The 14,797-nt window shown below is 70.0% G+C and carries 16 protein-coding genes; 7 read left to right on the top strand and 9 right to left on the bottom strand.

All coding sequences use genetic code 11. The annotated features are described in order from the left end of the window. Positions 1–237: 237 nt before the first annotated feature. Together RNB18_RS28345 and RNB18_RS28340 are read right to left on the bottom strand one after the other, a co-directional pair. Entirely contained in the window at positions 238–1,347 is a 1,110-nt protein-coding gene (locus RNB18_RS28345; protein WP_311716932.1) for a hypothetical protein, read from the bottom strand. Positions 1,348–1,349: 2 nt separating this feature from the next. Continuing rightward, the gene (locus RNB18_RS28340; protein ID WP_311716931.1) at positions 1,350–2,417 is read right to left on the bottom strand and encodes a hypothetical protein; all 1,068 of its coding nucleotides are present in this window, start codon (positions 2,415–2,417) and stop codon (positions 1,350–1,352) included. A gap of 186 nt (positions 2,418–2,603) precedes the next feature. Here RNB18_RS28340 and RNB18_RS28335 point away from each other — a divergent pair, with 186 nt between their 5' ends. Beyond that, positions 2,604–2,951 (top strand): antibiotic biosynthesis monooxygenase family protein, encoded by a 348-nt coding sequence (locus tag RNB18_RS28335; protein WP_311716930.1) that lies wholly within the window; start codon positions 2,604–2,606, stop codon positions 2,949–2,951. 16 nt (positions 2,952–2,967) lie between these two features. Here the strand turns inward: RNB18_RS28335 and RNB18_RS28330 are convergent, their stop codons facing one another. From RNB18_RS28330 to RNB18_RS28320, 3 genes are all read right to left on the bottom strand, one after another. Next, a complete protein-coding gene (locus RNB18_RS28330; RefSeq protein WP_311716929.1) occupies positions 2,968–5,259 on the bottom strand; it encodes an FdhF/YdeP family oxidoreductase in 2,292 nt (763 codons plus the stop codon). A gap of 50 nt (positions 5,260–5,309) precedes the next feature. Continuing rightward, complete coding sequence (locus RNB18_RS28325; RefSeq protein WP_311716928.1) at positions 5,310–5,930, bottom strand: SRPBCC family protein; 621 nt, start codon at positions 5,928–5,930, stop codon at positions 5,310–5,312. A 466-nt stretch (positions 5,931–6,396) separates the two neighbouring features. Next, the gene (locus RNB18_RS28320) at positions 6,397–7,284 is read right to left on the bottom strand and encodes an NAD(P)-dependent oxidoreductase (protein ID WP_311716927.1); all 888 of its coding nucleotides are present in this window, start codon (positions 7,282–7,284) and stop codon (positions 6,397–6,399) included. Positions 7,285–7,413: 129 nt separating this feature from the next. Between RNB18_RS28320 and RNB18_RS28315 the strand changes: the two genes are divergently transcribed. Further along, on the top strand, positions 7,414–8,010 hold the full coding sequence (locus RNB18_RS28315) for a TetR/AcrR family transcriptional regulator (RefSeq protein WP_311716926.1): 597 nt from the start codon (positions 7,414–7,416) through the stop codon (positions 8,008–8,010). 223 nt (positions 8,011–8,233) lie between these two features. Here the strand turns inward: RNB18_RS28315 and RNB18_RS28310 are convergent, their stop codons facing one another. Beyond that, complete coding sequence (locus RNB18_RS28310) at positions 8,234–8,782, bottom strand: GNAT family N-acetyltransferase (protein ID WP_311716925.1); 549 nt, start codon at positions 8,780–8,782, stop codon at positions 8,234–8,236. A gap of 247 nt (positions 8,783–9,029) precedes the next feature. On the opposite strand from RNB18_RS28310, the gene RNB18_RS28305 reads away from it, so the two are divergent. Both RNB18_RS28305 and RNB18_RS28300 read left to right on the top strand, forming a co-directional pair. Continuing rightward, entirely contained in the window at positions 9,030–9,272 is a 243-nt protein-coding gene (locus RNB18_RS28305; RefSeq protein WP_059209864.1) for a DUF5302 domain-containing protein, read from the top strand. A 731-nt stretch (positions 9,273–10,003) separates the two neighbouring features. Beyond that, a complete protein-coding gene (locus RNB18_RS28300) occupies positions 10,004–10,882 on the top strand; it encodes an LLM class flavin-dependent oxidoreductase (protein ID WP_311716924.1) in 879 nt (292 codons plus the stop codon). Positions 10,883–11,193: 311 nt separating this feature from the next. Here the strand turns inward: RNB18_RS28300 and RNB18_RS28295 are convergent, their stop codons facing one another. Next, the gene (locus RNB18_RS28295) at positions 11,194–11,451 is read right to left on the bottom strand and encodes a TfoX/Sxy family protein (protein ID WP_311716923.1); all 258 of its coding nucleotides are present in this window, start codon (positions 11,449–11,451) and stop codon (positions 11,194–11,196) included. A gap of 63 nt (positions 11,452–11,514) precedes the next feature. Here RNB18_RS28295 and pyrE point away from each other — a divergent pair, with 63 nt between their 5' ends. The 3 genes from pyrE to RNB18_RS28280 all read left to right on the top strand — a co-directional run bounded on the left by pyrE (position 11,515) and on the right by RNB18_RS28280 (position 13,397). Next, complete coding sequence (gene pyrE, locus RNB18_RS28290) at positions 11,515–12,042, top strand: orotate phosphoribosyltransferase (protein WP_311716922.1); 528 nt, start codon at positions 11,515–11,517, stop codon at positions 12,040–12,042. Between the two features lie 407 nt (positions 12,043–12,449). After that, a complete protein-coding gene (locus RNB18_RS28285; RefSeq protein ID WP_311716921.1) occupies positions 12,450–12,770 on the top strand; it encodes a DUF6191 domain-containing protein in 321 nt (106 codons plus the stop codon). A gap of 360 nt (positions 12,771–13,130) precedes the next feature. After that, positions 13,131–13,397, top strand: coding sequence for a hypothetical protein (locus RNB18_RS28280; protein WP_311716920.1), 267 nt, complete (start codon positions 13,131–13,133; stop codon positions 13,395–13,397). A gap of 158 nt (positions 13,398–13,555) precedes the next feature. On the opposite strand, the gene RNB18_RS28275 is transcribed toward RNB18_RS28280, so the two are convergent. Then, complete coding sequence (locus RNB18_RS28275) at positions 13,556–13,996, bottom strand: arylamine N-acetyltransferase family protein (RefSeq protein ID WP_311716919.1); 441 nt, start codon at positions 13,994–13,996, stop codon at positions 13,556–13,558. A gap of 30 nt (positions 13,997–14,026) precedes the next feature. After that, complete coding sequence (locus RNB18_RS28270; protein ID WP_311716918.1) at positions 14,027–14,659, bottom strand: DUF6368 family protein; 633 nt, start codon at positions 14,657–14,659, stop codon at positions 14,027–14,029. Positions 14,660–14,797: the final 138 nt, after the last annotated feature.

Genomic DNA, 14,797 nt, shown 5'->3' with positions numbered 1-14,797 from the left:
ACGATCGCGCCGACAGCGTCTTTGTCACCTCTCGACAGGTCCTTCCCCGTACGTCCGACACGGTTGTTGTGTTGCTTCCCGGCTTCTGTCGTCAGACGGCAACAGTGCGTCTGACCGCCCTTACCCGAACTCGGTTACCCCGTCGCGACTAGTTCTTCGGTGGGTGTGCCGTATGTCTCTCGAATGAGGGAAGCCGTGCATGTGCCGAGCCATCCGGGGAAGGGGATGGATTTCTGCTCAGCCGAAGCGCAACGTACGGGGCGCGAAGGTGCCTCCGGGGCCGTCGGCGCGGCCGACCGACCACACCGCGTCGGTACCGGGTACCGGCGCCAGCCGCAGGGTCCGCGAGTCTCCCTCTCCTGCCACCGCCGGTTCGCTGTACTCGGTGAACGACTGGCCGTTCCAGGCGAGGAAGTCGGGCCCGGGGACAAGCGGCGGAGAGCTGCCGGCCGGGCCCCACTTCTGCGAGCGGGCCACCGAGACCCAGGCCAGTCCGCCGGCCGAGGAGGCCGCCAGTGAGCTGATCGAGCCGAAATCGGTGGGGACGCTCACACGGCTCCACGTCTGCCCGTCGAAGCGGAGCAGCAGCGGCGGAATCGGCCGGCCCGGCGGGCCGCCGACGAACCCGGCCGTGCCACCCGCCCACACCTCGGTCGGCGAGACCGCCAGCACACTGCCCACGGCGGACCGCGGGAACCCGTCCACGATCGTCTGCTGCCACGCCTGCCCGTTCCAATGGGACACGGCCGCACCCGAGTCGGTGGCGCCCGCGGCCCAGACGTCGTCGGCCGCCCTTATGTGCAGCCCATACACCGATCCCGGCGGTACCGGCACGTCCCGCCAGGCGCTCCCGTCCCGGCGCAGCAGTACCTGGGCACCGTCCCGCGAACCGATCAGCCAGGCCTCACCGCCGCCGGCGACGATGCTGGTCAGCACCACACCGGGCGGCGGCCCGCTCTCGGACCAGGCGATGCCGTCGAAGCGGAGCAGACGGGCGCCGCCCGCCGCATCGCGGCCGACCGCCCAGACCATGGTCGGTGAGGTGGCGGCGACGGACAGCAGCTCGCCCTGCCAGCCGATCCCGGACAGGCTCTGGCGGTGCCACGCGGTTCCGTCCCAGCGCAGCACCAGCGGGAAGCCAGGAGCCTCGCGCCCCACGGCGTCGGCGCCCACCGCCCACGCCCGGTCCGGGCCGAGCGCCACGGCCTCGTTCAGCGCGGCCTGCGGGCGTACCTGTGCCGGAACCGGAACGTGCTGCCAGGACAGGGGTTGCGCCGCGGCCGAGCCCATGACGGTGATGAGGGTCATGGCGACAGCGAGGGCCGCCACGAGAAGTCTTCTTGCCATGCTCAGCCTCCCAGCCGCTCGCTCATCAGGTTCGGTTTCGAGCCGTAGATCTCGACGGTCCCGAAGGACATCAGTGAGGACCCGGCCCTCGTCAGCGCACGCGGTTTGACGTCGATCGCGTTCGTGCGCTCCGGGCCGTAGGAGAAGGTGGTGCTGGGGCCGTCCACCCGCGCGTACTTCGACTGGAACGCGCGGTCGCTGCGCACCGGCAGCCACAGCGCGCCGTCCGGGCCGCGCACCATGGCCTCGGTGGAGGTGTCGTCCAGCGGCGGGTGGGTGGTGCGCCAGACGTGTCCGTTGAAGCTCATCAGGTAGGTGCTTGCCACGCCGTCGGTGTACTGGCTGCCACCGATCGTGATCCGGCCGGCCGGTTCGAGCAGGAGGGTGTGCACGTTGCTGTCCGGTGGGAGCGGCACCTTCGCGTCCTGCCATGCGGTGCCGTCCCAGTGCAGGACGGTGGTCCCGGTGCTGGTGTCCGCCCAGGCCCAGGCGTCGTCGGCGGTACGCGCGGTGACTCCCATCAGGTACAGCACCCCGGCCGGGGTGGCCTGAGCGGTCCAGCGGGAACCGTCGTAGTGCAGCACTTTCAGCCCGGTGTCGTCCTCACCGACCACCCACGCGGCACCCGGTGTCGCGGTGAAGTCCTGGTAGGTCCACAGGGTCTGCGGCAACGGGACGGCACTCCACCCTGCCGCCGACCGGCGCAGGATCTCGCCCTCTCCCGCGCGGTTGTGGAAGATCCACATGTCCGCGCCGACGAACTGCACCTTGCCGAGCCAACCCGGCTCACCCGCACCGGGGAAGGTGGTGTCCCGGCTCCACGCCGTGCCGTTCCACCGGTACAACATCGGCCGCAGTCCGTCGGCGGCCTGTTCGTACCCGGTCGCCCATGCCTCGGCCGGCCCGCGGGCGGCCAGATCGGACACCGTCACCGGCGGGGCCGCCGCCGGCACCGGCAGCGCCGACCAGCTCGGTGTCACGGCAGGGTTCGGTGTCACGGCCGCAGCCGGCGACACCACCGCGGCACACGCGATCACCAGGCAGACGACGACCGCACGGAGACCGTTCACGAGACCTCCCAGGATGCGAAGGCCGCACACGCTATGGGCTTTCACCGATCCGTGGACAGACGGCATTCGGCCGATCGCGGCCCCTGGGAGGGTGGGTCACCAACGGGACAGCACGGTTGTGAGTTCGGGTCGGTGCGCGAGATCGTTTGAGGCGAGACTGCTGGTGCCGTCCGTTGGAGGACTCGCGTGACCGATCCCCTGCCCGCGTCGCTGCCCGCCCCGCCCTACTACGCGGTGGTGTTCACGGCAGTGCGGACCGCCGGCGACAACGGCTATGGAGAGATGGACGAGCGGTTGTTCAAACTGGCTGCCGACCAGCCGGGATTCCTCGGTGTCGATGCCGCTCGCGGTGCGAACGGCCTGGGGATCACGGTGTCGTACTGGCGGGACGAGGAATCGATCGCCGCATGGCGGGATCACGCAGAGCACGCCCTCGCCCGTGCGTACGGACGCGAGCACTGGTATGCCTCGTTCGCGCTCCACGTGGCCAAGGTCGAGCGCGCCTACGGGTTCACCCGCCCGGCCGGTACGTAGGTCCTGTTGCGTTCGGTCAGGCGGGTGTGGGCTCGAGGCGGACGACGAGGCCTTTCGACGTGGGCTGGTTGCTGATGTCGGCGACGCTGTCCAGCGGCACCAGGACGTTGGTCTCGGGGTAGTAGGCGGCGGCGGAGCCCTGTGCGGCCGGGTAGGGGACGATCTCGAAGTTCTCGGCGCGGCGCTCGGTGCCGTCCGCCCAGACGCTCACCAGGTCGACGTGGTCACCCTGGGCCAGGCCGAGTTCGCTCAGGTCGGCCGGGTTGACGAGCACGACGTGGCGGCTGCCGTGGATGCCGCGGTAGCGGTCGTCGAGCGTGTAGGGGATGGTGTTCCACTGGTCGTGCGAGCGCAGGGTCTGCAGCAGCAGGTGGCCCTCGGGTGCCTTGGGGATCACGCGCTCGTTGCGGGTGAACAGCGCTTTGCCGGCCGAGGTGTTGAACACGCCCTCGTTGACGGGGTTGGGCAGTTGGAAGCCGCCGGGTCGTGTCACCCGCGCGTTGAAGTCGTGGAATCCCGGCACGATGCGGGAGATGCGGTCACGGATCGTGCCGTAGTCCCCTTCGAACCGGTCCCAGGGGACGTCCGGCTTGCCGTCGAGGGTGCGGCGGGCCAGCCGGCACAGGATCGCGACCTCGCTCAGCAGCAGGGGGGACGCCGGTTCGAGGCGGCCCTGGGAGGTGTGCACCTCGCTCATGGAGTTCTCGACCGTGACGAACTGCTCGCCGTCGGCCTGTACATCGCGTTCGGTGCGGCCCAGGGTCGGCAGGATCAGCGCCGTGTCACCGCAGACGGTGTGCGAGCGGTTCAGCTTGGTGGAGATGTGGGCGGTCAGCCGGCACGAACGCATGGCCTCCTCGGTGATCTCGCTGTCGGGGGCCGCGCGTACGAAGTTGCCGGCCAGAGCGAGGAACACCTTGACGCGGCCCTCGTGCATCGCCTTGATCGAGTTCACCGAGTCGAGTCCGTGCGGGCGCGGCGGATCGAAGCCGAACTCCTGCTGCAGGGCGTCGAGGAAGGAGTCCGGCATCTGCTCCCAGATGCCCATCGTGCGGTCGCCCTGGACGTTGCTGTGCCCGCGCACGGGGCAGACGCCGGTGCCGGCGCGACCGAGGTTGCCGCGCAGCATCACGAAGTTGACGATCTCCCGGATGGTGGGCACGCCGTGCTTGTGCTGGGTGATGCCCATCGCCCAGCAGACGACGACACGTTCGCTGCGCAGGACCTCGTCGTGGACCTTCTCGATCTCCTCGCGTGTCAGTCCGGTCGCCGCGCGCACGTCGTCCCAGTCGACGGCGCGGGCATGCTGCGCGAACTCCTCGAAGCCGGTCGTGTGGGCGTCGATGAAGTCGTGGTCCAGGACGGTGCCGGGCCGGGCGTCCTCGGCTTCCAGCAGCAGGAGGTTGAGGGCCTGGAAGAGGGCGAGGTCGCCACCGGGCTTGATGTGCAGGAAGCGGTCGGCGATCTGGGTGCCCCGTCCGATGACCCCCCGTGGCTTCTGCGGGTTCTTGAAGCGCCGAAGCCCCGCCTCGGGCAGCGGGTTGACCGCCACGATGCGGGCGCCGTTGCGTTTGGCCTCCTCCAGGGCCGTCAGCTGGCGCGGATGGTTGGTGCCGGGGTTCTGCCCCACCAGGAAGATCAGGTCGGCGTGGTGGAGGTCGTCGAGGCTGACGGTGCCCTTGCCGGTGCCCAGCGTCTCGCTCAGGGCGAAGCCACTGGACTCGTGGCACATGTTGCTGCAGTCGGGCAGGTTGTTGGTGCCGAAGGCGCGCGCGAAGAGCTGTAGGACGAAAGCGGCCTCGTTACTGGCCCGGCCCGACGTGTAGAAGATGGCCTCGTCCGGGGAGGCGAGCGAGATGAGTTCCCCGGCGAGCACACCCAGGGCGTCGTTCCAGCCGATGGGCTCGTAGTGGTCCGAGCCCGGCCGCTTGATCACGGGTTCGGTGAGCCGGCCCTGCTGGTTGAGCCACATGTCGGAGCGCCCGGCGAGGTCGGAGACGCTGTGCTCACGGAAGAAGTCTGCGGTGATCCGGCGTTTCGTGGCCTCGTCGTTGATGTGCTTGGCGCCGTTCTCGCAGTACTCGTTGCGATGGCGCTGCCCCGGGGCCGGATCCGCCCAGGCGCAGCCGGGACAGTCGATCCCGCCCACCTGGTTCATGGCCAGCAGGTCCACCCCGGTCTTGCGCGGGGAGGTCTGCTCCAGGGAGTACTCCAGAGCGTGCACGACCGCCGGGACCCCGGCCGCCCACTTCTTCGGCGGTGTCACCGAGAGGGTGGTCTCGGGCTCCTCGCCGGGCGGGTTCTGCATCGCTTCGCCTTTCTCTTGCCGCGTCTGTCCTGCCGCCTGCGGTACGCGGGTCAGCCGACGGGCCACTGGGCCACGCGGCTCCTCGGCGGTTCCGGGTGATCGTGCTGTACCCGGCCGTTGCGGATGGTGCCGCGCCACGCCCCGCCCTCCTGTCCCAGCCCCTCGATGAACTGCTTGAAGTGCTGGAGCTCGCGGCGGACCAGCCGGGCGGTCACTTGCGTGATCTTGGAAGAGCCGGTGAGCCGTTTCGCTGCTCCGCGTGGCTCGAGCAGCATCCGGACGGTGATGGCCGTGCCGCCCGACTCCGTGGGCCTGAACTCCACCTCGCCCTGGTGCGAGGGGCGCTGCTCCAGGCCGCGCCAGGCCAGGTAGGAGTCGGGGTCCTGCTCCACGATCTCCACCGCGAAACGGCGGCGCAGCGGCCCGTAGCCGATGGTCCAGGCGGTCACGGTGGGCCTGACCTGTTCGACGCCGTGCACCACGGACGAGAACCGGGGGAAGGTCTTGAACTGCGTCCACTGGTTGTACGCCGTCCGCACCGGCACCGCGACCTCGACCGTCTCCTCGACGTGCTGCCTCCGCAGCGGCCGACGGCGGGTGACACCGTCGGTGTCGGGGCGCATGCCCGGCATGTTCGGGACGGCCTGCCGGGAGTCCTGTTCGCGCGCCATCGTGGCCTCTCCTCCGGTACAGGGATACGGGCCTCGCGCACCCGCCTCCCTCTCGTGTGCCAGGGCTCCTCTCCCGGTTCCCCCATTACGGTCTTCGAGTCGCGCGAATGCGCCATCATCCTGCTCGGTCCCCGGCTGCGGGGTCCGGGAGCCGTCGAGGGGCGCTGTGAAACCGGGTTGAGCCGCCTGACGCTCAGGTGCTGCCGGTGTCGGCGGCGTTCTGTGCCTTGAGGTCCGCGACGAAAGGCGCGTACGGGGTCATGTCCGACGTGGCCGAGCACGTCTGGGAGTAGTGCGGAATCCTCTTCGGTTCTCGGTGCCGGTGGACGGGTCCACGGTGATGACGCCGCTCGACGCGTGCGGCGCCGAACAGTGCGGCCGGGGAGGTTCACCTGAACGGGCTGTCAGGTGGCGGTGCGGCGGCAGGTGTTCGTCCGGCGCATGGCTGTCTCGCGTGGTCCTCCAGTCATGCGGGTGCGGGCGTGCCGTCGGTGCGGGTCTCCAGGGCGTGCAGCACGGCCACCATGTCCTCGTCGCCGTGGCCCTGTTCGACGGCCTCGCCGTACAGGGCGTGGCAGGCGTCGAGGAGTGGGGAGGTCAGACCGGCCTTGCGGGCGGCCTCGGCGATCAGACGGTTGTTCTCCAGGACGTTGGTGGCGGCGGCCTGCACGGTGAAGTCGCGGGCCAGCAACTTGGGCCCCTTCACCCGTGAGACGGCACTGGCCATCGGGCCCGCGTCCAGGACGTCCCGGAGCAGGCGCTGGTCGAGTCCGTACCGGTCGGCGAAATGGAATGCCTCGGCCAGCCCCGTGACGAGGGTGATCAGGAACAGGTTCACCGAGAACTTCATCAGCAGCGCGCCGGGGACCGCGCCGCAGTCGAACGTCGCCCGGCACATCGTGGCCAGCAGAGGGCGTACGGCCGCGACGGCGTCGTCGTCCCCCGCCGTCATTCCCACCAGCTCCCCCTGCTCGGCGGGGACGCGGGAGCCGGAGACGGGAGCCTCCACGTACCTTCCGCCCGCAGCCCGGACAACATCCTGCAGACCGCCCGAGTACTCGGCCGAGGTCGTGCCCATGTGTACGACGGTCCGTCCGGCGACGAGACCGGCGAAGTCCGGGGTGCCGCGCCCCAGCACGGCGTCCACGGCAGCCTCGTCGGCCAGCATGAGGAACACGGTCCGGGCCCGCTCGAAGACCTCGGCGGGGCTCGCGGCGACCTGGGCTCCTGCGGCGCGCAGGACCTCGCACCGGCCGGGGGTGCGGTTCCACACGACGAGAGGCGTCCCGGCCCGGACGAGGTTGAGGGCCATGGGCTGCCCCATGGTTCCGAGGCCGATGAATCCCACGTACACAAGGCACCGCCTTTTCCGGCTCACGCCGAGGCCGAGCCGTTGCCGCACACTATGACAGCCGTCATAGTAAACGCTCCTATGACGGCGGTCATAGAGTGGACCCGCGCAAACCACACAGGGAGGTCGGCGATGGCGGTGCCCGAGAGGGGCGCACGGGAGCGGATGGTCTTCAGCGCTGCTCAGCTCATCCGGCGCGACGGGGTCGCCGCCACCGGCATGCGCGAGGTCGCCGCCCACGCCGGCGCGCCGCGCGGTTCGCTCCAGCACTACTTCCCCGGCGGAAAGGAGCAGCTCGTCAACGAGGCGGTGGACTGGGCAGCCCGATACGCGGGCAACCGAGTCGCCCGTTTCCTCGCCGCCCTGCCCGAACCGACGCCGAGCGGACTGTTCGCGGAAATGGTGCGCCAGTGGACCGACGAGTACGAAAGCGTCGGCTTCGCGGGAGGCTGCCCCGTCGCCGCCGCCACGGTGGACTGGGCGGAGTCGACCGCGTCCACGCGGGCCGCCGTGGCGCAGGCGTTCGCCACCTGGACCGCTCCGGTGGCCCAGGCGCTGACGGACGTGGGAGTGCCCGAGGAACGAGCGGCCGCGCTGGCCACCCTCATGGTCAGCGCCTTGGAGGGAGCGATCCTCATGGCCCGGGCGGAGCGGGACATACGTCCGCTGACGACCGTGGCCCGCGAGCTCGGCCCCCTCCTCGACGCGGCGGTGAGCCAGGACGGCTGAATAAGGTTCTCAGCAACTGCCCCGCCGAAGCCCGTGAGGACATGATCAGGGCGCCGGTGACGGCGCTCTCGGACGTGCCTCTGCGTGCCCGGTCAAGACCTTGAGGCGGACGAGGGTGGCCAGGTCGTGCCGGAGCGGGGGAGCACGAAGCCGGCCCGCGACGGCCGTGTCGAGGTGTCCAGCCCGGCAACAGCGGCTGATCCGAGCCATGGAGTGGTTGCCCTCAAGCGGGCGGTGTGACCGGGGACCACTCGCCCATCCACTGTTCGGCGTCCCACTTCTCGAACCGTTGCACCTCGGTGAACCCCAGCTTGGCCGCGAGGCGCATCGAGCGGGCATTGGCGGTCTGGGTGTAGAGCACCACCGGCACGCCGGGGAGCGCGTCGGCGAACCAGCTGAGTGCCGCTGCGCACGCCTCGGCGGCGTACCCGCGTCCCCATGCCTCCGGCAGGAACAGGTAGCTGAGCTCGGCCTCCCCGGCGTCCGGACGGACATTGCCGCGACGCTCCGCATCGCGCCGGCTGACCTCGACGGTGCCGATCATCGCTCCGTCGAGCTCGATCACGAAATGGCCAGGGCGCCGCCCGGGCGTCTCAGGCACCGATCGCTCGAGCTCATCACGCGGCTGAGGACCACCGAGGTAGGTATGCACATCCGACGAGGCGAACAGCTCGATGAACGCCGCACGGTCCCGTGCCTCGGACTCGCGGAGCACGAGCCGCTCGGTTTTGATCGGGGCAACTGGCCAGGCGACGACAGCGAGTTCAGTCATGGCGGGCAACCTATCGCACGCCCGGGAGGGTGATCCGAAAGCAGGACGTCCCCGTCGCCGTCGCACCTTGAGGCGTCACCGGCAGATCGTGCCGCAGCCGAGGGCGAAAGCGTGGGTGTCGGTTCGGTGAGTGGGGTAGCTCCACGGACCTCACCGCACCCGTGCGCCTGAGAAGGGACACCGGCGCCCTGTACCGCGCCCGGCATGACAAGCTGTGAGTCCCACTGCCCGAACCCAGGAGGTCACGATGACCGCAGAAGCTGCATCCCCAGAAGGTTCGGAGCCGGCTGAGCCCGAGACGTCCGCTCTCGCGCCCGACAGCGACGGCAACTACGACCTCAAGCGCAAGTTCCGCGAGGCCCTGGCACGCAAGCGTGGTGCGCAGGCCGACGCCGCCGACCTTGCTGCCAACCCCCAGGCCTCGAAGATCCGTGGGGCGCACGGCCCGGCTGCGAGCCAGCGGTCGTTCCGGCGAAAGAGCGGGGGCTGAGCCGGAGCGGTTCCGGAAGCGCCTGGGCTGCGGCGCAGTCGCCGGCGCCCTCTCCGGGGCGCCCCGCCGATCGCCGAGAGCGCCTCAGGTCTGCTCGCTCGGGTGGGAAAGCTGCCGCTGCCGATGGGCGATCACGTCGTCGTGGCCGCGCTGCTGTGATGGCTACGACCAGAGCCCGATCCACCATGCCGACGGACTGGCAGCAGCCGGCCGCTCGGAATGGCTGATGGAGAAACGACCGCCCGTGGGGGAGTCCACGATTCCCCCACGGCGATCTGCGCTCTGATCTTTTTCAGTAGCCGACGGTGAAGCGGCGCTGAACGAAGCGGGGCAGCTCCGCCTCGTCGATGAGGGCAACGGCCATGTCCTCCACCGAGATACGGCTGCGGCAGTCGGCGTCGAGGTCCGCAGGACGTTCAGGGCGTCGCGGTGACCGAATACCGCTGCGGCGTATTCGCGCGGCAGTTCAAGCTGGTCGAGGGCGCTGTACAGGAACTCGTCGGGGTCGGCGCGCACCAAGCAGGGCCCGCGCCGCCGTGGCGTAGACAGTGGGTCGGCGATCGATCGCCGTACGGGTGTCCTCACGCTCCGCCTTCCCCCGACCCGCCGCCCGCAGCTGTCGCCCTCGTCCTGCGGATCTGCGGCGAGTGGGATCACAGGAGACCGCCGTGGCTGTCCCCCTGCCGCGATACCCCGTTGAACGAGCTGCCGCCCCCACATAGGTTCCGCGTATGACGAACGTACGGATCGGCGTGATGTACGACCGAGACTGGGCCCCGGAAGGGCTGCCCGACTTCGCGCGGCGGGCAGAGGCGCTCGGCGTGGACGACGTGTGGGTGGTGGAGGACCTCGGGTGGAACGGCGGGGTGTCGGCAGCGGCCGTGGCCCTGGGAGCTACGGCACGTATCAAGGTGGGTATCGGCATCGCCCCCGCCCCGTTGCGCAGCCCGGCGCTTCTGGCGATGGAACTGGCCACGCTGGCACGGGTGTTCCCCGGACGGCTGGTGGCCGGGATCGGGCACGGGGTGCAGGAGTGGATGGCCCAGGTGGGCGCCGCGGCGCGTTCCCCGCTGGCCCTGCTCGAGGAGACGATCGTCTCCGTACGCGCGCTGCTGCGTGGGGAGCGAGTGGAGCTGACGGGCCGTGAAGTGCGCCTGGACGGAGTCCAGTTGACACATCCGCCGACCGAGGTGCCGCCGGTGGTCGCGGGCGTTGTGCGCTCTCGCTCCCTGGAACTGTCCGGCCGGGTCGCGGACGGCACCGTGATCACTGAGGGCCACGGCCCGCGCGACCTGGAGAACGCCCGCGCGCTGACCGCGAAGGGCGGCGCCGCGTCCGACCACGCCCTGACGGTCTTCGCCTTCGCCTGCGTCGGTGACGACGCCGACGAGGTGGCACGGGTCCTGCACCCGCACATCGAGGGCCACGGCGCCTGGCTCGGTCGCCCGCCGCACGAGGTGTTCACCGTCTCGGGCCCCGCCTCGCAGGCTGCCGAGAGTCTCCGCGCCCTGGCCACGGCCGGCGCGGACACGGTCGTCCTGCGGATCGCCGGCCCGGATCCGCTACGGCAACTGGAGGCCGTACTGGATGCGGTGGGACCGCGGAACTGAAGTCCGGGAGCCCGGCCAGTGACCCGTCAGATCGGCGTCCAGGACGCGGCCGCCGAGCCGGCCCGGGAAACGGCTCGGGTATGCCCGCGAAGACGCTCCCTCCTGCGGTCACAGCGGTACCTGGACCGGCCGGCCGCTCGACCACCCCGTAGGACAGGGGTCGTGGTCCGGCGAGGTGATACGCGAACGCGTTCCCGCCGGACCGCGAACCCACCGCACTCCCAGGCCGCGCCGTAGCTCCACTGGCCCGTTCGACACGGCAGCGGCCGGGGGCCGTCACATATGGGCGGCAGGCTCGCTGCGAAGGCGCGTCACTCGTCGATCCACGCTCCCAGGGCCTCGTCCTGCGTCCCGGCGGACCCGGCGACCACGACCCAGCCACGCATCGGGCGGCCGGTCGTGTCGAAGTCCCGCGCCCTGGGTCGGGCGAGGGCCGCGTCGGCGGCGTCGGGCCCGACGCGGACCATGAGCTCGTCGCCGGTCACGCCGACGGCCATGTTGCCCAGGTACACGAAGGCGATGCCGCCGAACATGCGCGGCGGCTGAGAAGAGGCGGACGGGCGGTGCACCAACCAGGCGGTAGCCGGGGCTGTCATCAGCCTCGCGAGGGGCGGCTGGAAGACTGGGCGTCCGTGACACATTCTGATCTTGCTCGCCGTATCCATGCCGCCTCCCATCTGACAGGACAATTCACGCTTCGGTCCGGGCGTACTGCCACGGAGTACTTCGACAAATACCGGTTCGAGGGTGACCCGGTCCTGCTCGATGAGATCGCCCGGCGGATGGCCCCGTTGGTGCCCTCGGGCACCGAGGTGCTGGCCGGCCTGGAGATGGGTGGCATCCCGGTGGTGACCGCACTCGGCCGGCAAACGGGTCTGCCCTGCGCGTTCGTGCGCAAGCAGGCGAAGCCGTATGGCACCTGCCGTCTCGCCGAGGGCGCCGACATCGAGGGTCGCCGGGTGCTGGTCGTCGAGGACGTGGTCACCAGTGGTGGACAGATCGTGCTGTCGACCGCGGACTTGCGTGCTCTGGGGGCCCAGGTGCAGGAAGCTCTGTGCGTGATCGACCGCGAGCAAGGCGGCGCCGATGCCCTCGCCGCTCAGGGCATCGGACTGTTGTCGCTGCTGACGGCCGAGGATCTGCGGGCCGCTGCCGCCTGATCTGGACTCGTCCACGCTTCCACCAGGACGCCGTGCTTCATCCACCTGCACTTCGTCGATCACGACCGTGGGGTGCGAGCGACACTCTGAAGCACTCACCGGTGGGGACCGCCGCTGCGCCGTTCCGGCCGTCGGCGTTGCTGCAGCAGACCTGGCCGAACGGGTCGGTGGTGGAGGCGAGCCACGAGCTCTTGGTGGCGGGCTCCTGTCGCAGCGCCCCCAGGTACCGGCTCCTGTCGTGGCGTCCGAAGGCTTCGATTGTGGGGGGGGCGCCGACCGGGATGTGGTGCACGTCGATGAAAGACAGGCCCGGACGGGTTGGTCAGTGCCCCGGCCGTTGGCAGGCGGGTGAAGACGGTTTATCCGAAGGCGGCGTGTGCGTGTGCCTTCCCCCTGATACTGGACGCATGGGATTCGCCGTCTTCATGACCCTGCCCGGACTGGTCATCGTGCTGACCGCCGCGGCCTTCGCTGATCAGCTGCTTCTGCGCGCAGGTCGCGCCGGGCTGCTGCCCTGGCGGAACAGCGCCAGACAGGGCCAGATCTCGGCAACCGGCTTCGAGCAGCTTCATGCGAGCTTCTCGCCGGGCAAGCAGAGCGAACTGAAGGAGCGCCAGTCGGCGCTCATACTCAGGGACGACGAGGAGGACGGGGCACCGCCGAACCGGACCATGGTGGATCTGGAGGGAGGAACAGCGGTCGTCCGTATGCCTCCAGCCGGTCGGTAGGGCAAGTGCTGGACTCTGCCGCACACGTTCAGCCTGTTGTGGTGGTGCCGAACGTTCCCGAGGAGGTCTTGTGGCGCACCCGCCCGGGGGCCAAGGGGTGGAGGTTCAATGGCAATCATGATGTGTAGAGGAACGTCATCCACCGCCGCCATTGCCGTTGTTGTCGCTTGTGCGTTGACCTTTCTCACGTCGTGTTCCTCGGACTCTTCGGACGGGCCCTCCGCCGGGGGCCGGCCCAGCAGCTCCGAATCCGGGTCGGCGTCCGGTCCCACAAAGACGGCCACACCGTCGCCGTCGCCCTCGCCAACCGGACCGTGTGCTGACGGGACGTGCGAAATCAAGGTCGCGGTGGGAGACGCCGTGACAGTTCCGGAAGCGTACGGCCTCGGGCCGATCAAGGTGACCGCGATCGCCGGCGGAAAGGTGGACATGGTCGCCCAGCTGACAGGGTCGGGTTACAGCATCTCGGGCTGTTCCGGTGGCGGCAGCGTGTCGTCGGACGGCGGAGGCGGTGTCGGGTTCAGCTGCGGCGAGGGCCCCGCTGCGACCTTCAACGACGCCATGAGCCTGAAGGTCGTCGACATCCTGGATGCGGCCGCCGTACTCCGCATCAAACCCGCCGGGTGACGTACGGCCCGGCGCTTGCGGCCGGTCCGCCTCTTCATCCACGCAGGTGCGCGAGCGCAAGGGCGACGAGACCCTCGGCAACTCGGGATCCGGCATGCACAGGATCGTAGAAGTCCCCCGGCCAACAGTGGGCAGGAACCGATGAGCCGACCGTCCTGTCAGAGCGTTGTTGCGCGCTGCCCCTCAGCATCCCACTGCTGGTGTGCGGTGTGGACGCGGTGCCACAGCGCCGCCCGCGCGGGGGTGTCGACGTCGGTCAGGTTCAGATGGAACACGTCGGCCAGTACGTCGTACCAGTCGTCGGCCGAGTCGATGGTCCGCTCGTACGTGCCTTCGGCGTCGATCCGGCGCAGCACACAGCCACGCAGCATGTCCACGCCCTTGGCGTCGCGGAGCTGGACTTGGAGGACCCGGACGAATCCGGACTCAGGGGAAGAGGACAGCCGGCAGTGCTCCGCGGCGAAGGAGGACAGCTCCACGGGCTCCGGCGCGAAGACCATCGCCGTGAAGGCGCCGCGGGGGTCATGGGTGAACCGCCAGCCGCCGGGCACCACCACCGACGGGGCCATCGCGTAGGCCTGGCGAACGTTCCAGGTCACAGCGCCACCTCCGCAGTGAATCTGTCTGGGCTACTTGACCAGCCGGAAGGCGGGGTGCCCAACCCAGGCCCGCAGGAACTCGGCCGATCCCAGCGCCATCCAGTCGTCGCCCGCGATCCCCAACACCCCCGGAAGGCCAGCGACGACCGACGCCTGTCCATCCAGCAGCTCGACATTGGCCACGCCCCCGATGACGTCCATGACAGCGGCGGTCAGCAGGGCCGTGGTCACGTGGTCGATCTCGCGATTGCAGCCGGCGCTGACATTGACGGCATGGGTCGGTCTGAAGCCGAGGATGGCCTCCACCTCGGGTTCGTCCGCGTGCTCAGCCTCGAAGGTGCTCTCGTCGCCGACGCCCGGCCCCATCAAGTAGACCAGGAAGGGCCGACGCCAGTCCTCGCGCTGCGGATTGAATCCCACCAGGGCTGCGAGCCCCTCGTCCGCGGAGGTGTTGCCGAGGAGTGGCAGCGGGAACGGCTTTCGCCAGTCCTTCTCTCGCCTGTCCTCGACGCCCAGTCGCTCTGCGGGCACGTTGACGTCGAAGAACCCGGACCGCTTCTCGTCGAAGTGGGAGGAGAGCCCCACCATCAACGCGCGGAACTCCCGCAGCGCAGCCGGGGAGAGCGGCTCCGCCAACTCGATCACCAACGTCGGACCAGACATGCTGGGAGCCTAGTTTGATCGGCTCCGCGACCGCTCGCATTGTTCCCACACCGAGTCCAGACGGTCCGAGCACCGACGCCGCCCACCCGGCGAACCTATGCGGTCAGAGCACTAGTGGCGAGTTCCCTCGGACGGGAG

Source organism: Streptomyces doebereineriae (assembly GCF_031845645.1).
GTDB classification, from domain to species: Bacteria; Actinomycetota; Actinomycetes; order Streptomycetales; family Streptomycetaceae; genus Streptomyces; species Streptomyces canus.
The sequence above is the reverse complement of the archived record's forward strand: the minus strand, read 5'-3'. Positions and strand labels throughout refer to the sequence as shown.